This window comes from Streptomyces sp. NPDC002669 (assembly GCF_042889165.1).
GTDB lineage: Bacteria > Actinomycetota > Actinomycetes > Streptomycetales > Streptomycetaceae > Streptomyces.
This window is the reverse complement of sequence record NZ_JBIAQQ010000001.1, coordinates 334,430-350,094: the sequence shown is the minus strand read 5'-3', so window position 1 is coordinate 350,094 and position 15,665 is coordinate 334,430. Positions and strand designations below refer to the sequence as shown.

Annotated in this window: 17 protein-coding genes; 2 read left to right on the top strand and 15 right to left on the bottom strand. The window is 72.4% G+C overall.

Annotated features, from left to right (window positions below; all coding sequences use genetic code 11):
* Nucleotides 1-4 precede the first annotated feature (4 nt).
* The gene (locus ACFYW1_RS01585) at nt 5-850 is read right to left on the bottom strand and encodes an ABC transporter ATP-binding protein (RefSeq protein ID WP_388985548.1); all 846 of its coding nucleotides are present in this window, start codon (nt 848-850) and stop codon (nt 5-7) included.
* A 374-nt stretch (nt 851-1,224) separates the two neighbouring features.
* On the opposite strand from ACFYW1_RS01585, the gene ACFYW1_RS01580 reads away from it, so the two are divergent.
* Nucleotides 1,225-1,809 (top strand): TIGR03086 family metal-binding protein, encoded by a 585-nt coding sequence (locus ACFYW1_RS01580; protein ID WP_388985546.1) that lies wholly within the window; start codon nt 1,225-1,227, stop codon nt 1,807-1,809.
* On the opposite strand, the gene ACFYW1_RS01575 is transcribed toward ACFYW1_RS01580, so the two are convergent.
* The gene (locus tag ACFYW1_RS01575) at nt 1,698-3,092 is read right to left on the bottom strand and encodes a hypothetical protein (protein WP_388985544.1); all 1,395 of its coding nucleotides are present in this window, start codon (nt 3,090-3,092) and stop codon (nt 1,698-1,700) included. The two genes, ACFYW1_RS01580 and ACFYW1_RS01575, sit on opposite strands and share 112 nt — an antisense overlap.
* A gap of 111 nt (nt 3,093-3,203) precedes the next feature.
* Here ACFYW1_RS01575 and ACFYW1_RS01570 point away from each other — a divergent pair, with 111 nt between their 5' ends.
* On the top strand, nt 3,204-3,839 hold the full coding sequence (locus tag ACFYW1_RS01570) for a DsbA family protein (protein WP_388985542.1): 636 nt from the start codon (nt 3,204-3,206) through the stop codon (nt 3,837-3,839).
* A 12-nt stretch (nt 3,840-3,851) separates the two neighbouring features.
* On the opposite strand, the gene ACFYW1_RS01565 is transcribed toward ACFYW1_RS01570, so the two are convergent.
* The 13 genes from ACFYW1_RS01565 to ACFYW1_RS01505 all read right to left on the bottom strand — a co-directional run bounded on the left by ACFYW1_RS01565 (nt 3,852) and on the right by ACFYW1_RS01505 (nt 15,480).
* Nucleotides 3,852-4,616, bottom strand: coding sequence for a sirohydrochlorin chelatase (locus ACFYW1_RS01565; protein WP_388985540.1), 765 nt, complete (start codon nt 4,614-4,616; stop codon nt 3,852-3,854).
* An 8-nt stretch (nt 4,617-4,624) separates the two neighbouring features.
* On the bottom strand, nt 4,625-5,503 hold the full coding sequence (locus ACFYW1_RS01560; RefSeq protein ID WP_388985538.1) for an ABC transporter permease: 879 nt from the start codon (nt 5,501-5,503) through the stop codon (nt 4,625-4,627).
* The gene (locus tag ACFYW1_RS01555) at nt 5,490-6,278 is read right to left on the bottom strand and encodes an ABC transporter ATP-binding protein (RefSeq protein WP_388985536.1); all 789 of its coding nucleotides are present in this window, start codon (nt 6,276-6,278) and stop codon (nt 5,490-5,492) included. The genes ACFYW1_RS01560 and ACFYW1_RS01555 overlap by 14 nt, the downstream gene beginning before the upstream one ends.
* A 42-nt stretch (nt 6,279-6,320) precedes the next feature.
* The gene (locus ACFYW1_RS01550; RefSeq protein WP_388985534.1) at nt 6,321-7,436 is read right to left on the bottom strand and encodes an aliphatic sulfonate ABC transporter substrate-binding protein; all 1,116 of its coding nucleotides are present in this window, start codon (nt 7,434-7,436) and stop codon (nt 6,321-6,323) included.
* 233 nt (nt 7,437-7,669) lie between these two features.
* On the bottom strand, nt 7,670-9,004 hold the full coding sequence (locus tag ACFYW1_RS01545) for a sulfate adenylyltransferase subunit 1 (RefSeq protein WP_388985532.1): 1,335 nt from the start codon (nt 9,002-9,004) through the stop codon (nt 7,670-7,672).
* Entirely contained in the window at nt 9,005-9,940 is a 936-nt protein-coding gene (gene cysD / locus ACFYW1_RS01540) for a sulfate adenylyltransferase subunit CysD (RefSeq protein ID WP_388985530.1), read from the bottom strand.
* Complete coding sequence (gene cysC, locus ACFYW1_RS01535) at nt 9,937-10,482, bottom strand: adenylyl-sulfate kinase (RefSeq protein WP_388985529.1); 546 nt, start codon at nt 10,480-10,482, stop codon at nt 9,937-9,939. The genes cysD and cysC overlap by 4 nt, the downstream gene beginning before the upstream one ends.
* A gap of 23 nt (nt 10,483-10,505) precedes the next feature.
* Entirely contained in the window at nt 10,506-11,222 is a 717-nt protein-coding gene (locus tag ACFYW1_RS01530) for a phosphoadenylyl-sulfate reductase (RefSeq protein ID WP_388985527.1), read from the bottom strand.
* On the bottom strand, nt 11,219-11,398 hold the full coding sequence (locus ACFYW1_RS01525; protein ID WP_388985526.1) for a hypothetical protein: 180 nt from the start codon (nt 11,396-11,398) through the stop codon (nt 11,219-11,221). The genes ACFYW1_RS01530 and ACFYW1_RS01525 overlap by 4 nt, the downstream gene beginning before the upstream one ends.
* Complete coding sequence (locus ACFYW1_RS01520) at nt 11,395-13,092, bottom strand: nitrite/sulfite reductase (protein ID WP_388985524.1); 1,698 nt, start codon at nt 13,090-13,092, stop codon at nt 11,395-11,397. The genes ACFYW1_RS01525 and ACFYW1_RS01520 overlap by 4 nt, the downstream gene beginning before the upstream one ends.
* 124 nt (nt 13,093-13,216) lie before the next feature.
* Nucleotides 13,217-13,300 carry a putative leader peptide gene (locus ACFYW1_RS01515; RefSeq protein ID WP_316248393.1) on the bottom strand — a complete coding sequence of 28 codons (84 nt, stop codon included), beginning with the start codon at nt 13,298-13,300 and terminating at the stop codon, nt 13,217-13,219.
* A gap of 228 nt (nt 13,301-13,528) precedes the next feature.
* Nucleotides 13,529-14,125 (bottom strand): GNAT family N-acetyltransferase, encoded by a 597-nt coding sequence (locus tag ACFYW1_RS01510; protein ID WP_388985522.1) that lies wholly within the window; start codon nt 14,123-14,125, stop codon nt 13,529-13,531.
* Nucleotides 14,126-14,199: 74 nt separating this feature from the next.
* Nucleotides 14,200-15,480 carry a GAF domain-containing protein gene (locus ACFYW1_RS01505; RefSeq protein ID WP_388985521.1) on the bottom strand — a complete coding sequence of 427 codons (1,281 nt, stop codon included), beginning with the start codon at nt 15,478-15,480 and terminating at the stop codon, nt 14,200-14,202.
* Between the last annotated feature and the right edge of the window lie 185 nt (nt 15,481-15,665).

Genomic DNA, 15,665 nt, shown 5'->3' with positions numbered 1-15,665 from the left:
CGGTTCAGCGACGCCCCGGACGCTGCGTCCGGGCCGCCCACCGGCCGTCCGTACGGGAGATCAGCACCGGGTGCCCGAAACATTCGCCGACCCGCTCGGTGGTCAGGACCTCGTCCGCCGGGCCCGAGGCCACGCACCGGCCGCCCCGCAGCAGCAGGGCGTGCGTGGTGGAGGCGGGCAGCTCCTCCAGATGATGGGTGACCAGCACCGTCGCCAGGTCCGGGTGCTCCTCGCGCAGCGCGTCCAGACTGTCGAGCAGCTGCTCGCGCGCGGCGAGGTCGAGCCCGGTGGCCGGCTCGTCGAGCAGCAGCAGCCGCGGCTGCGGCATCAGGGCACGGGCGATGAGCGTACGGCCCCGCTCGCCCTGCGACAGCGTGGGCCAGCGCGACCCGCCCCGGCCGCCCATGCCGAGCATCTCCAGCAGCCGCTCCGCGCGCTCCCGCTGCTCCGGGGCCGCCGACCAGCGGGGCACCAGCTCGACCGAGTTGGTCAGACCGGTCAGCACCACCTCGCGCACGGACAGGGCGGAGCGCAGCGGATGGCGCGGGTTCACATGCCCGAGCAGCGACCGCAGCTCCCGCAGGTCGACCCGGCCGAGCCGCCGCCCGAGCACCTCCACCGAGCCCAGGGTGGGATGGACGACCGCGCCGAGCAGCCCCAGCAGCGTGCTCTTCCCGGCCCCGTTGGCCCCGAGCAGCGCCCAGTGCTCACCGCGGCGCACGGTCAGCGAGACCGAGTCGAGCAGGACGTTGCCGTCCCGCACGATCGAGACGCCGTCGGCCACGACCACCGGGGCGGCGGGGGCCGAGGAGCCGGGAACGGGGACGGCGGTGACGGGCGAGACGGTCATGGGCGGACACTCCTCGAGGCGGGGCGAGCGGCGGGGCGGGGGTGATCTGCCCGCGGGCGTCGCGTCCGCCCGGCCGGGGCACCGTCGGCCGACGGGAACCGGGGAGGAAAGACGGGGCCGTGGGCCCCGCGCGCCTTCAGTACCGCGTCCGACGGACGATCGGGGGACCGAAGCGGTTCTGCGCCGAGGCGGTCCCGGTCGGGGAGAGCGCCTGCTCCGGCCGGTCGGCGGTGGGGGTGGCCGGACCGATGCACCGATCCTATCCCGCTGCCCCGGCCCGTCCGGGGGCCCGGGGCACCGCACCGGGCGAAGCCGTACGGATCCTGTCGCCTTTCTTCAATCCCCGCTCCGGGGGCCGGTTCTAGGCTGCGGACATGAAGAACGAGCACGCGCACATGACCGAAGTCGCCGCCGAGGCGGCCCGTATCGCCCGCTCCATCGGCGCCGCACAGCTCGACGCGCCGAAGACCCCCTGCGGCGACTGGGACCTGCGGGGACTCATCAACCACTGGGTGCTCTACACCTCTCACGGCCTGGAGCACCGGGCCCTGCGCAAGGACCTCCCCGACGAGCTCACCGGACGGGACTTCACCGCCGACGCCGACTGGGCGCAGCAGTACGCCGAGCAGCTGGACCGGGCCGTCGCGGCCTGGGCGGACCCGGCCGTCTGGGAGGGGGAGGTGGACCTCGGCGGCTCGACCTCGCCGGCCGCCGACATCGCCGCGATGCTCATCGAGGAGACGGCCCTGCACGGCTGGGACGTGGCCCGGGTCGTCGGGGAGGAGTTCCGGCTCTCCGAGGAGGCGGCCGCGTACGTCCTCGGCGTCGTCGACAGCACCGCCGCGCTCTACCGGCAGTACGACGGCTTCGCCGACGAGGTCGCCGTGCCCGGATCGGCGTCGGTCTTCGAACGCGCGCTGGCCCACAGCGGCCGGGACCCGCACTGGACCGCGGCCTGAGCCACGGTCCGCCGGAGCCCCGCCCGGCGCGGTCCGGGCCGGGCGGGGGCGTCAGTCCTGCCAGTAGAAGAGCAGGGTGGCGACGTCCAGGGGCTCGCGGTCGCCGAAGTAGTAGACGCACAGGTCGGTGACCCGGATCGCCCCGGTTTCCTGCGGGATCCAGCGGAAGTCCGCCGCCTCCAGCGCGGCACGGGCGGCGGGCTCCGGTTCGTAGGAGGTGACGAACCGGCCCAGGGTGCTGACGAGGACCGCGCGCCCGTCCCCGTCGTCCTCCGCCCCGCTCCCGCCGAGGCCGATGACGTGATAGGTGCCGCCGCCCTGCCGGTGGTACTCCCCGCAGGAGACCGGGGGCCGCGGTGCCAGGCCCGCCGAGGTGAGCGCGGCCGTGGCGCGGCGGAGCCGTTCTCCTCGTCCGGCGGCACGGGCGGTCCGGCGCAGATGGCCTCGATCCGCCAGCGCGGGTCGCTCCGCTCCTGGCAGTACCGCCCGTACTCCTGGACGATCGCCGAGCGCAGTTCCTCGTCCAGTCCGGTGACCTCGACCCGGGGGCGGCCCAGCGAGGCGTGGATCGCGCGGGTCTCGGCGGTGTCACCGGTGAGCCGGTGCAGCGCGTACGCCGTCCACAGCTTCGCCTCGGTCGTCGGTGCCTCGTCGAGGTGGCCGCGCAGCCGGTCCGGGTCGGTGAGGAGGGACTGGGCGAGGTACGCGACCGCGCGGTCGGGGTCCGCGAGGGCGTCGACGACGTCCGCACCGGCCCGGTGCCGCATCCGGACCCGGAAGGCCCGGTCCTCGGGGCGCTCGTCACCGACGTCGGACAGGACCGCCCCGGCCCCGTACCTGGCCACCAGCGCGTCCAGCCCGGCCTCGCCGAGCGCCCGCGTGCGCGACCAGGGACTGGCCGCGAGAGTCGTCAGTTCGCCGGTCGCCGAGCGGTCGCCGAGCAGACCGCGTGCCTTGAGGATCGCCTCGGACATGCCGTACGAATCCTCCTGCCGCCGGTCCGGGTGCCCGAGCCAGGGCAGGAGTTCGGTCCGGTCGGCGAGCAGGTCCAGGAGCGCGATGCGGACCTCCGCCACGTCCCGCGGATCGTGGACGCGGGCGATCAGCCCGGCGACGCGGTGCTCCGGCACCCGCCCGGCCAGCGCGAGCACACAGGGCCTGCGGCGCCACCACGGATGCGCCGGATCGGTCACGTACTCCGCCAGGAGGTCCGCGTCGAACGCGCGCAGACCCTCGGCATCGGCCTGTCCGGCCTGCGGGATCAGGGTTTCCACGGTGGGCATCAGCGGATGCTACCGCCTGCGGCAGGCTTTCCGCCGGTGGATTGATTGGCCCAGGGGAATCGACGGCAAATGGCCCGGGAACACATGCCACTTGAAGCCTACGATCGGTCCATGAACAGCACACCGCACACCTCCGGACCGGGCCGGACGACCGTCGACTTCTACTTCGACCCGGCCTGCCCGTTCGCCTGGATCACCTCCCGCTGGATGCTGGAGGTGGAACGCCACCGGGACATCGAGCTCCGCTTCCGCGTCATGAGCCTGTACCTGCACAACACCGGCAACGAACTCCCCGACTGGTACCGGGACCTGGTCGACCGGTCGATCGGGCCGGTGCGGGTCGCGGTCGCCGCCGCGGCCGGGCACGGCGACGGGATCCTGCGCGACCTCTACACCGCGATGGGCACCCGCATCCACCGGGAGAAGAACGAGGACTTCGACCAGGTGATCGCCGAATCCCTCGCGGAGCTGGGCCTGCCCGCCGCACTGGCGGACGCCGCGCACTCGGAGGCGTACGACGAGGCGCTGCGGCTCAGCCACGACGCCGGCAAGGACCCGGAGGCGGACGCCTACGTCGGCACGCCCACCATCCACGTCGACGGCGCGGTCTGGTTCGGGCCCGTCCTGCGCGCCGCGCCGCGCGGCGAGGAGGCGGGCCGGTTCTTCGACAGCTTCCGCACACTCGCCGGGAACCCGGACTTCTTCGAGCTCAAGCGGACCCGGACGGGCAGCCTGGACGTGGGGTGAGCGGGCGCCGCGTCACGCGCTGAGCACGGCGGTCCGGGCCGCCGGGACCCGGGCCCCGTCGTACCGGGCCAGCAGCAGCCGCGCCAGCTCCGGCGCCGGGCCCAGGACGTCGGCCAGCACGTCCGCGCCGGCCGCGCCCGCGGCGATCCGGTCGGGGAGCCGGCCGGGCGCGATGACATAAGGAGCCACCGCCACCCGCCGCACCCCCTCGTCCCGCAGGGCCCGCACCGCGTCCTCGGTGCGGGGGAACCCCGCGGGAGACGTGGCGGAGGCGAACGCAGGCCGCACGGAACACCAACCGGTGTGCCGCAGCTCCCGCGCGATTTCAGCGATCACTGCGATCGCCTCCGGGTCGGTGGAGCCCGCCGAGGCCAGGACGAGCCCGGTCGAGCCCCGCTCGCCGGGACGGATCCCGGCCTCGTGCAGCCGCCGTTCCAGGGCCGCGTTCAGCAGCGGCGAGGGGCCGAGCACCCCGGCCTGCCGGACACGCAGCCGGGGCAGCCTCGTCCGGGCCTCGCGCAGCACCGCGGGGATGTCGGACTTGGCGTGGAAGGCCCGGGTCAGGAGCAGGGGCAGCGCGATGACCTCCCGCGCGCCCCGCGCCGCCAGCCGTTCCAGGACCCGCGGCACCGCCGGCGCGTCGAAGTCCAGGAAACCGGTCTCCACCCGCAGCCCCGGCCGCAGTGACCGTACCCGCGCGGTGAGCGCGTGCACGGTCGCCGCGTGCCGCGGATCACGGCTGCCGTGGGCGACGACGAGAAGGACCGGGGGGTTCATGGGCGGGCTCAGTCCTTGACGAGGAGGCCGCGGCTGCGCAGCACCCACCGCTCCAGCGGACTGAAGACGAGCAGGTCGATCGCGATGCCGACGAACAGGATCAGGATGATGGCGAGGAAGATGCCGGGCATGTCCGCGTTGTTGCGGCCGTTCTCCAGCAACTGGCCGAGCCCCAGGCCGAGATCGGGGGAGGACGCGATGATCTCGGCGGCCATCAGCGAGCGCCAGGAGAACGCCCAGCCCTGTTTGAGCCCCGCCAGGTAGCCGGGCAGCGCGGCCGGCAGCACGATGTGCCGGGTCCCGCGCAGCCCGGTCGCGCCGAGCGTGCGGCCCGCCCGCAGGAACAGCGGCGGCACCTGGTCGACGCCGGAGACCAGCCCGTTGGCGACCGAGGGGACGGCGCCCAGCAGGATCACGGCGTACATCATCCGGTCGTTCAGCCCGAGCCAGATCACGGCCGGAGCGACCCACGCCACCGACGGCAGGGACTGCAGCCCGGACAGGATCGGGCCGATCGCGGCCCGTACGAACCGCACCCGGGCGACCAGCAGACCCAGCGGCGTACCAATGGCCACGGCCAGCAGGAAGCCGAGCAGACCGCGCGAGACGCTGGTCCAGACGACGTCCAGGAGCGTCCCCTGCAACCACATCTGCGCCGCGCTGTCCCAGACCGCGGCCGGGGACGGCAGCTTGTAGTCGTCGGTGACCTGGGCCCGGACGAGCAACTGCCAGACGACGATCACCAGCGCCACCGCGAGCACCGGCGGCAGCACCTTGCGCACCAGCACCTCGCGCACCGGGGTGCGGCGCACCTGCACGGTGTCCAGCGCGTCGAGCCCCGCCTCCAGTCCGGCCAGGTCGTCGGGCTTCGTGTCAGTGCCGGCCATGACGGCGGATCTCCCCACGCAGTTGTTCGGTGATCTCGACGGACAGCTCCGCGACGGCGTTGTCCTCGATGCGGCGCGGCTGTTCGATGCCGACCGTCCATTCGCGGGCGATCCGGCCGGGGCGGGACGACAGCAGGACCACCCGCTCGGCGAGCCGCACGGCCTCGCGCACGTTGTGGGTGACGAAGAGGACCGAGAGGTTCGTCTCGCGCCAGATCCGGGTCAGCTCGTCGTGCAGCACGTCCCGGGTGATGGCGTCGAGCGCGGCGAACGGCTCGTCCATCAGCAGCAGTTGACTGTCCTGGGCGAGGGCGCGGGCCATCGCCACCCGCTGCCGCATGCCGCCCGAGAGCTCGTGCACGCGCTTGCGGTACGCCCCGCCGAGCCGTACGAGTTCGAGCAGCCGCTCCGCCTCCGTGCGGCGCTCCGACCTGTCCACGCCGCGCAGCCGCAGCGCGAGCTCGATGTTCTTGCCCGCGGTCAGCCACGGGAACAGGGCGTGCTCCTGGAACATCAGGGCCGGCCGCCCGCCGGGGGTCTCGATGGACCCCGAGGTCGGGCGGTCGAGTCCGGCCACCAGATTGAGCAGGGTCGACTTCCCGCACCCGGAGGCCCCCAGGAGGGTGACGAACTCGCCCGGTGCGACATCGAGCGTGATGTCGTCGAGCACGAGCTGCTGCCCCTGCGGTCCGCCGAAGGACTTGGACACGTGCGCGATGCGGGCCGCGTGCCCGACAGCCGTGCGCTCCTCGGCCTCGGTGAGAGTGGTCGCCATGGTCGTCACCTCCTGGAAATCCTGGATTCGGGTCCGGACGGCTTACTTGACGCCGAGACCGGCGTCGGTGACCCCGGGCCTGCCCTCGGACTTGAGCACCTTGTTCAGCGGCCGCAGGTCGTAGATCCCGTCGAGGTCCGGCTTCTCCAGCAGCCCGGCCTTCACCGCGTGCCGCGCCTGCGCGTCGAGCGTGGCGGCCAGCGGGTCGTCGGTGAGCTGGATCGACTTCCACGCGGGGTCGACGATGTCGGCGGGCAGCGCCTTGCCGGTCAGCTTCTCCAGCGCGGAGTTGGCGGACTCCTTCGCCCTCTCGGGATTGGCGTTGATCCACGCGTTGGTCTTCACCGAACCGCGCAGCACCGCCTCGACGACGTCCGGGTGCTCGCCCAGGAACTTCTGCGACACGATGATGTTCGTGATCACGAACTTGTCGTCCGGCCACAGGCTCGACTCGTCGAGCAGTTCCTTCGCGCCCTCGGCGACCAGCTTGGACGCGGTGGGCTCGGGGACCCAGGCGCCGTCGATGGAACCGGACGCGTAGGCTCCCGGGGTCACCTTGTTGTCCGTGCGGACCACGGAGACGTCGCCCTTGCCGCTCTGGGCGTCGACCTTCCAGCCCTTCTCGGAGATCCAGTTGAGGAAGGCCACGTCCTGGGTGTTGCCGAGCTGCGGGGTGGCGATCCGCTTGCCCCTGAGGTCGTCCAGGGTCTTGATCTTCTTCGGGTTCACGACCAGCTTCACCCCGCCGGACGCCGAACCGCCGATGATCCGCAGGCTCTTGCCGCCGGACTTGGTGAAGCCGTTGATGGAGGGCGACGGGCCGATGAAGCCGATGTCGATCGAGTCGGCGTTGAGCGCCTCGATCTCGGAGGGGCCCGCGTTGAACTGGGAGGTCTTCAGCCGGGTGCCGCCCAGCTCCTTCTGGAAGATTCCCTCCTGGTCGCCGACCAGGGCGGTGGCGTGGGTGAGGTTGGGGAAGTAGCCGATCCGTACGGTGTCCACGGAGAGCTTCTTGCCGCCGGCCGTCACTCCCGCCTTCCCCGCGTCGTCCTTCTTCGCCTCGGAGCCGTAGCCGCAGGCGGTGAGCGCGACGGCGAGCAGCGGCAGTGCGGCGACGGCGGCGAGGCTTCGGCGCAGCGCGGTACGGGGGGCAGGCACGGGAGGTCTTCCTCTCGTCGGCCCGGTGCTCGGGTCCCCGGAACTACGGGGACGCGGCCGGGCGGTCGGCAGGTCTTCGTCTGAACTGGCGGTGCGGGTGGTACGACCGGGCGCGCAGGCGGTGCGCGTACGTCATCGCGCACATCGCGCGACTCCGCCCTGGCCGCTGCCGAGGGCGCCGCTGCCGATGCGGCCGCCCTCCTTCGCGAACGTGGAGTAGACGTCGATGTCCATCAGAAGTCCCATTCGGCGTCGTCGGACGCGTCGTCCCCGGCCGCGGCGGACTCGGCGAACGAGGCGCCCGCCATGCCGGCCGTCAGCGTGGTGCCGTCCGCCGGGTCGATCAGGAGGAACGATCCGGTGCGCCGGGAATCCGCGTACGCGTCCAGGGCGAGCGGCTCCGCGGTCCGCAGGACGACCCGGCCGATGTCGTTGGCGACGAGCCGGCCGGGCGCCGGGTGCTGGGAGAGGTCGTCCAGCGTGAGCCGCGAGGGGATGTCCTTGACGATCGCCTTGACCGTGCGGGTGGTGTGCTTGATCAGCACCCGTTGGCCGACGCCGAGCGGCTGGTCGGCGACGTGGCAGACGGTCGCCTCCACGTCCTGGGTGACCGCCGGCGCGTCGTCGGACGGGGCGATCAGGTCACCGCGCGAGATGTCGATGTCGTCGGTCAGCCGGAGCGTCACGGACTGCGGCGCCCAGGCGATGTCCACGCTCTCGCCGAGCGCGTCGATCGCGGCGACGGTCGACGTACGGCCCGAGGGCAGTACGGTGACGGCCTCGCCGACCCGGAACGCGCCGGCCGCGATCTGGCCGGCGTAGCCGCGGTAGTCGGGGTGCTCGGCGGTCTGCGGCCGGATCACGTACTGGACGGGGAAACGGGCGTGGCAGGCGGTGAGGTCGTGGCTGACCGGCACCGTCTCCAGGTGCTCCAGGACGGTGGGGCCGCCGTACCAGTCCATGTGCGCGGACGGTTCCACGACGTTGTCCCCGGCCAGCGCGGAGATCGGGATCGCGGTGATCTCCGGGACGCCGAGCGAGGCGGCGTACGCGGTGAACTCCTCGGCGATGGCGGCGAACACCGGCTCCGCGTAGTCGACCAGGTCCATCTTGTTGACGGCCAGCACCACGTGCGGCACCCGCAGCAGCGCGGCGACGGCGGCGTGCCGGCGGGTCTGCTCGACGACCCCGTTGCGGGCGTCGACCAGGACGACGGCCAGCTCGGCCGTCGACGCGCCGGTCACCATGTTCCGGGTGTACTGCACATGGCCCGGCGTGTCGGCCAGGATGAAACGGCGGCGCGCCGTCGCGAAGTAGCGGTAGGCGACGTCGATGGTGATGCCCTGCTCGCGCTCGGCCCGCAGGCCGTCGGTCAGCAGCGCCAGGTCGGGCGCCTCCTGGCCCCGGCTGCGCGAGGCGTGCTCGACGGCCTCCAGCTGGTCGGTGAGGACCGACTTGGAGTCGTGCAGCAGACGCCCCACGAGGGTGGACTTGCCGTCGTCGACGGACCCCGCGGTGGCGAACCGCAGCAGGGTGGTGGCCGACAACTGCTCGGCTGTGGTGGACATCTAGAAGTACCCCTCGCGCTTGCGGTCTTCCATCGCGGCCTCGGACATCTTGTCGTCGGCGCGCGTCGCGCCCCGCTCGGTGAGCCGGGAGGCGGCGATCTCGGCTATCACGGCGTCCAGCGTCGTCGCGTCCGAGTCGACCGCGCCGGTGCACGACATGTCGCCGACGGTGCGGTAGCGCACCTGCCGGGTCTCGACGTCCTCGTGCTCCCTGGGGCCGCCCCAGTCGCCGGCGGTCAGCCACATGCCGTTGCGGTTGAAGACCTCGCGCTCGTGGGCGAAGTAGATCTCCGGCAGCTCGATGCCCTCCCGGGCGATGTACTGCCAGACGTCCAGCTCGGTCCAGTTGGAGATCGGGAAGACCCGGACGTGCTCGCCGGGGGCGTGCCGGCCGTTGTAGAGCTGCCACAGCTCGGGGCGCTGGCGGCGCGGGTCCCACTGGGAGAACTCGTCGCGCAGCGAGAAGACCCGCTCCTTGGCGCGCGCCTTCTCCTCGTCGCGGCGCCCGCCGCCGAACACGGCGTCGAAGCGGTGCTGCTGGATCGCCTCGGTCAGTGGCACGGTCTGCAACGGGTTGCGGGTGCCGTCCGGGCGCTCGCGCAGCTTCCCGGCGTCGATGTACTCCTGCACGGAGGCGACGTGCAGCCGCAGCCCGTGCCGGGCCACCGCGCGGTCGCGGTACTCCAGCACCTCGGGGAAGTTGTGCCCGGTGTCGACGTGCAGCAGCGCGAACGGCACCGGCGCGGGCGCGAACGCCTTGAGCGCCAGGTGCAGCATCACGATCGAGTCCTTGCCGCCGGAGAAGAGGATCACCGGCCGCTCGAACTCGCCCGCCACCTCGCGGAAGATGTGCACCGCCTCGGACTCCAGGGAGTCCAGGTGGCTGAGTGCGTACGGATGGCCGGTGCCCTCCGGCACGGTCGCGACGGTCGTCATGCCGCACCCCTCTCGCTCAGCAGCGCGTACAGCTCCGCCGCGGACTCCTGCACGGTCTGCCGGTGCGACTCGATCCGCAGATCGGGCGACTCGGGCTCCTCGTACGGGTCGTCGACCCCGGTCAGCCCGCTGATCTCGCCCGCCGCCTGCTTGGCGTACAGGCCCTTCACATCGCGTTCGGAGCACACCTCGACCGGGGTCGCGACGTGCACCTCCAGGTACGGGGTGCCCTCGGCCTGGTGCCGCTTGCGCACCGCGTCCCGGCTGTCCGCGTACGGGGCGATGACGGGGACCAGGACCTTCACGCCGTTGGCCGCCAGCAGCTCGGCGACGAAGCCGATCCGCTGGACGTTGGTGTGGCGGTCCTCCCGGGAGAAACCGAGCCCCGCGGAGAGGAACTCCCGGATCTCGTCGCCGTCGAGCACCTCCACCCGGTGGCCCTCGCCGCGCAGCCGCCCGGCGAGTTCGTAGGCGATGGTGGTCTTGCCCGCGCTCGGCAGACCGGTCAGCCAGATGGTGGCTCCCGTCTCCGTCACGCTCATCGAAGTCTCCTGATCAGTCGTCATCAGTCGTGCAGCCCGCACTCGGTCTTGCCCCGGCCCGCCCAGCGCCCGGCGCGGGCGTCCTCGCCGGCCAGCACCCGGCGGGTGCAGGGCGCGCAGCCCACGGAGGCGTAGCCGTCCATCAGCAGCGGGTTGGTGAGCACGCCGTGCTCGGCCACGTATGCTTCCACGTCGTCCTGCGTCCAGCGGGCGATCGGCGAGACCTTGATCTTTTCCCGTTTGGCGTCCCAGCCGACGACCGGGGTGTTCGCCCGGGTGGGGGACTCGTCGCGGCGCAGCCCGGTCGCCCAGGCCGTGTACCCGGTCAGACCCTCCCGCAGCGGCCCGACCTTGCGCAGCGCGCAGCACAGGTCGGGGTCGCGGTCGTGCAGCCCCGGACCGTACTCGGCGTCCTGCTCGGCCACGGTCTGCCGGGGCGTGAGCGTGATGACGTTGACGTCCATCACCGCCTCGACCGCGTCACGGGTGCCGATCGTCTCCGGGAAGTGGTAGCCGGTGTCGAGGAAGACCACGTCCACGCCGGGCAGGACGCGCGACGCGAGGTGGGCGACGACCGCGTCCTCCATGGACGAGGTGACGCAGAACTTCCGGCCGAAGGTGTCGGCGGCCCACCGCAGGATCTCGGTCGCGGAGGCTTCCTCCAGCTCCCGGCCCGCCCGCACGGCCAGTTCCTCCAGCTCCTTGGCGGTGGGTCCGGTGCCGAGTCGAGTGTCCGTCATCTCCCGTCTCCTTCACCGTCGTCGCCCCGCAGACCCCGGGTCAGCAGCCCCAGGAACCCGAGCTTGAACGCGCGGTTGCAGGAGGCGCACTCCCAGGCGCCGTGACCGGCCTCGTGCGGGCGCAGGTCCTCGTCCCCGCAGTACGGGCAGTAGAACGGCGCGGCGCGTCCGCTCATGACAGCGACTCCGCACCGGCGCGCGCCGCCCAGGTCGCGAACCGCTCGCCGTCCTCGCGCTGCTCCTGGAAGCGGCCCAGGACCCGCTCGATGTAGTCGGGCAGTTCGGCCGAGGTGACCTTCAGGCCGCGGACCTTGCGGCCGAAGCCGGCCTCCAGCCCGAGGGCACCGCCCAGGTGCACCTGGTAGCCCTCGACCTGGTTGCCGTCGTCGTCCAGCACGAGCTGGCCCTTGAGGCCGATGTCGGCGGTCTGGATGCGGGCGCAGGCGTTGGGGCAGCCGTTGATGTTGATGGTGAGCGGCTCGTCGAAGTCCGGCAGTCGGCGCTCCAGTTCGTCGATGAGCGAGGCGCCGCGCGCCTTCGTCTCGACGATCGCCAGCTTGCAGTACTCGATGCCGGTGCAGGCCATCGTGCCGCGGCGGAACGGCGAGGGCTTCACCTGGAAACCGAGCGCCTCCAGCCCCTCGGACAGCGACTCGATCCGGTCCTGCGCCACGTCGAGGATGATCATCTTCTGCTCGACGGTGGTGCGCACCCGGCCGGAGCCGTGCGCCTCGGCCAGGTCGGCGATCTTGGCGAGGGTGGAGCCGTCGACGCGCCCGACCCGGGGGGCGAAACCGATGTAGAACCGGCCGTCCCGCTGCGGGTGGACGCCGATGTGGTCGCGCCACCGGCTGCTGGGCTCCGCGGGGGCGGGGCCGTCCAGCATCGGGCGCTTCAGGTACTCGTCCTCCAGCACCCGGCGGAACTTCTCGACACCCCAGTCGGCGACCAGGAACTTCAGCCGGGCGCGGTTGCGCAGCCGGCGGTACCCGTAGTCGCGGAAGATCCCGACGACACCGGCCCAGACGTCCGCGACCTCGTCCAACGGCACCCAGGCGCCCAGCCGTTCGGCCAGCCGGGGGTTGGTGGAGAGGCCGCCGCCGACCCAGAGGTCGAAGCCGGGCCCGTGCTCGGGGTGCTCGACGCCGACGAAGGCGATGTCGTTGATCTCGTGCACCACGTCCTGCACCGGGGAGCCGGAGATCGCGGTCTTGAACTTGCGCGGCAGGTTGGAGAACTCCGGGCTGCCGATGTAGCGGGCGTGGATCTCCTCCAGCGCCGGGGTGCCGTCGATGATCTCGTCGGCGGCGATGCCCGCCACGGGGGAGCCGATCATCGTGCGGGGGCAGTCGCCGCACGCCTCGGTGGTGGAGAGCCCGACGGCCTCCAGCTTCTCCCAGATCGCCGGGACGTCCTCGATGCGGATCCAGTGCATCTGGACGTTCTGCCGGTCGGTGATGTCGGCGCTGCCGCGGGCGTACTCCTGGGAGATCTCGCCGATGACGCGCAGCTGCTCGGTGGTCAGCTTCCCGCCGTCGATGCGGACCCGCATCATGAAGTACTTGTCCTCCAGCTCCTCGGGCTCCAGGACCGCGGTCTTGCCGCCGTCGATGCCGGCCCGCCGCTGGGTGTACAGGCCCCACCAGCGCATGCGTCCGCGAAGGTCGTTGGGGTCGATGGAGTCGAAACCGCGCTGGGAGTAGATCGTCTCAATGCGTGTCCGCACATTGAGACTGTCGTCGTCCTTCTTGAACTGCTCATTGCCGTTCAGCGGGGTGTAGTGCCCCAGGGCCCACTGGCCTTCGCCGCGGTGGCGTCCGGCCTTGCGGCGGGGCGCCGCGGGCGCGGGCTGTTTCGGGGTAGCGGCCATGACGGTACGTCCTTCGGGACTGCAGGAGGGCGGCTCTGAACTGCACACTCGCGTTGAGGCGCGGCGGTGCGCAGGTCGTGCTGAAGAAGCGGGGAAAGGGGGGAACGCGGCGGTGCCGGGACTCTCAGCCCGCCGGACAGATGGCGCTGGACATGCGGCCGAGGTCGACGTGACGTCGACTCACCAAGGCGATTCCAGTTCCGGGCATGACGGAAGCGTGGCACGCGTCTCTCGGGCCAGTCCACCACCATCCAATATCTGGACGGGATCGTCCTGAAGTGTGGGACGATGTGGCGCCCGTCACGCGGTGTGCCCGATCGGTTCCATCCGGAATGGCGGCAATCTCCCGACATGGCAGCGGAAGCGGAAGGCCCGGTCCCGGTGGAGTTCCGGGGCCGGGCCCGGGTACGGGCGGACGGGGACGGCGGGCCGGGGGCTACCGTCCGGCGCCCGGCCACGGTCCGGGGGTCGCCACGTCCGGCTCCAGCTCCACCTTCGTGTCGAAGAGCCGGAAGCCGCGCCGCAGATAGTTGTCCATGGCGTGCGGTCCGTCCTTGGAGCAGGTGTGCAGCCACACCCGCTTCGTCGGCGTCCGCTCCGGCCAGCGCTCCGCCAGGTCCCAGGCGCGGGCGACCCCGTGGGAGAGCAGGTGCCCGCCGATCCGGCGGCCCCGGAAGGCGGGGATCAGCCCGAAGTACATGATCTCCACCACCCCCTCGTCCTGCGGGTCCAGCTCGATGTACCCGGCCGGGGTGCCGTTCTCGTACGCCACCCAGGTCTCGGCGCCCGGCCGGCCCAGGACCTCCTCCCACTGCGCGTACGTCATGCCGAGCCGGTCCGTCCACCGGACGTCGCCGCCGACCGCCGTGTAGAGAAACCGGCTGAACTCGGGCAGCGGCACCTGCGAGCGCACGATCCGTACGTCCCCCTCCGGGACGGAGGCGGGGCGCAGGTCGTCGGGGGAGGTCTGTTCCAGGGACCAGACGGTCACCTCGGTGGTGGCGGGCGGTGCGGTACGTGCGGGGCTGTTCATGACTGCCAGGGAACCACGCCGCGCCGCGCACCCCCAAGCCGGTCCCGCTCGCACCGGAACCGGCGCGTCCGCCCTCACTCGGCCGCGCGCGCCCTGACCACCACCGGGGCCGTCGAGTGCGGCAGCAGATCGGCCGGGTGGTCCGGGTGGATCACCTCCACCTCGACGTCGTCGCCGAAGCGGTACGGGCGGTGCGCGAGCACCTCCGCGAGATGGCGGCGTATCCGCGAGATCTCCGCCCGCACCGTCACCGTCCGGGTCGCGTCGCCGAAGATGTCCTGGGCGAGCTCGGACGCCGTGCGTCCCTCGCGGTGCAACGCCAGGGCGTACAGCAGCTCCGCGTGGCGGGGCGAGAGCCGCTGCGTCCAGGTGCCCACCGCGCCCACCACGTTGACCGCGAGCCCGCGCGGCCTGCTCAGGTCCAGCACCACCCGTTGCGGCGCCCCGTCCGCCGGCCCGTCCGCGACCTGCACCAGCCAGCCGCCGGGCAACGGCTCGACCCGGCACATGCCGAGCGACGGCAGCCACACCCGTCCCGGCCGTAACGACTTGGGCAGCGGCAGCCGGTCCACCGGCGGCATCCCGGTCACCGCCGCGAGCCAGCCGTTGGTGTCCACCGCCAGGGCCCGCCCGCCCAGCCGGCACAGCAGCGGTGCTGCCACCGAACGCAGCCGGTCGAGCGCCTGCAGATGCCGGTTCCTGATCTCGCTCTCCGCCAGCCTGGCGACCGAACCGACCAGGGCCAGCGTCGTCGGATGGAACGTGGAGGCGGGGCCGCTCATGTCGACGATGCCCATCAGCCTGCCGTCCCGCGGGTCACGTATCGGAGCCGCCGCGCACGTCCAGTTGTGCAGCGTCCGCACGAAGTGCTCCGTGGAGTGCACCTGGATCGGGGTGCGCGAGATCAGCGCCGTGCCGATCGCGTTCGTCCCCGCGCTGGTCTCCGCCCATGTCGCGCCCTCCGACAGACAGATGCTGTCCGCCCGGCGCAGCACCCGGGTGTTGCCCTGGCGCCACAGCACCCGGCCCTCCACATCGGTGACCACCACGATCTGCTGGGCGGTGTCCGCCAGGGAGACCAGACCGTCGTTCAGCAGCGGCATCACCTCGCTCAGCGTCGAGGTCCGGCGCCGGTGCTCGATCTCCTCCACCCCGAGCAGCACGCTCTCGGTCGACTGGTCGGGATCGACGCCGTCGCGCACCATCCGGTCCCACGACGCACAGATCTCGGCCCGCGGCGCGACCGCCGGACGGTCGCCGGAGAGCCTGGCCTCCCTGGCCCGGTGGACCAGGCGGGCGGCCTGGACGGACTGGGGGACGGCTGATCGTTTCACCCCGGCAGCACTGGTCTCCACGCTTGACTCCCCCCACCCGACAGGGACTGCTCGACACTCCACGGTCCCATCCTGCCGCTGCGCGGGCCCCGATACCGCACTCTCCGCACAATGCTTGCAACCCTTTGCAACTCTGGCGAGGACATGCGGGTTCGTATGAGAGTGGGGGAACACCGAGCGGCGGAGCCTGTGCCCCCCGTCCGGTG

What these genes read in the sequence shown, in the direction of transcription:
- cysD (WP_388985530.1), bottom strand. Translation starts at nt 9,940, where the DNA reads ATGACGACCGTCGCGACCGTGCCGGAGGGCACCGGCCATCCGTACGCA.
- ACFYW1_RS01575 (WP_388985544.1), bottom strand. Translation starts at nt 3,092, where the DNA reads ATGCCCACCGTGGAAACCCTGATCCCGCAGGCCGGACAGGCCGATGCC.
- ACFYW1_RS01525 (WP_388985526.1), bottom strand. Translation starts at nt 11,398, where the DNA reads ATGAGCGGACGCGCCGCGCCGTTCTACTGCCCGTACTGCGGGGACGAG.
- ACFYW1_RS01560 (WP_388985538.1), bottom strand. Translation starts at nt 5,503, where the DNA reads ATGGCCGGCACTGACACGAAGCCCGACGACCTGGCCGGACTGGAGGCG.
- ACFYW1_RS01510 (WP_388985522.1), bottom strand. Translation starts at nt 14,125, where the DNA reads ATGAACAGCCCCGCACGTACCGCACCGCCCGCCACCACCGAGGTGACC.
- ACFYW1_RS01570 (WP_388985542.1), top strand. Translation starts at nt 3,204, where the DNA reads ATGAACAGCACACCGCACACCTCCGGACCGGGCCGGACGACCGTCGAC.
- ACFYW1_RS01545 (WP_388985532.1), bottom strand. Translation starts at nt 9,004, where the DNA reads ATGTCCACCACAGCCGAGCAGTTGTCGGCCACCACCCTGCTGCGGTTC.
- ACFYW1_RS01565 (WP_388985540.1), bottom strand. Translation starts at nt 4,616, where the DNA reads ATGAACCCCCCGGTCCTTCTCGTCGTCGCCCACGGCAGCCGTGATCCG.
- ACFYW1_RS01555 (WP_388985536.1), bottom strand. Translation starts at nt 6,278, where the DNA reads ATGGCGACCACTCTCACCGAGGCCGAGGAGCGCACGGCTGTCGGGCAC.
- ACFYW1_RS01520 (WP_388985524.1), bottom strand. Translation starts at nt 13,092, where the DNA reads ATGGCCGCTACCCCGAAACAGCCCGCGCCCGCGGCGCCCCGCCGCAAG.
- ACFYW1_RS01580 (WP_388985546.1), top strand. Translation starts at nt 1,225, where the DNA reads ATGAAGAACGAGCACGCGCACATGACCGAAGTCGCCGCCGAGGCGGCC.
- ACFYW1_RS01530 (WP_388985527.1), bottom strand. Translation starts at nt 11,222, where the DNA reads ATGACGGACACTCGACTCGGCACCGGACCCACCGCCAAGGAGCTGGAG.
- cysC (WP_388985529.1), bottom strand. Translation starts at nt 10,482, where the DNA reads ATGAGCGTGACGGAGACGGGAGCCACCATCTGGCTGACCGGTCTGCCG.
- ACFYW1_RS01585 (WP_388985548.1), bottom strand. Translation starts at nt 850, where the DNA reads ATGACCGTCTCGCCCGTCACCGCCGTCCCCGTTCCCGGCTCCTCGGCC.
- ACFYW1_RS01515 (WP_316248393.1), bottom strand. Translation starts at nt 13,300, where the DNA reads ATGCCCGGAACTGGAATCGCCTTGGTGAGTCGACGTCACGTCGACCTC.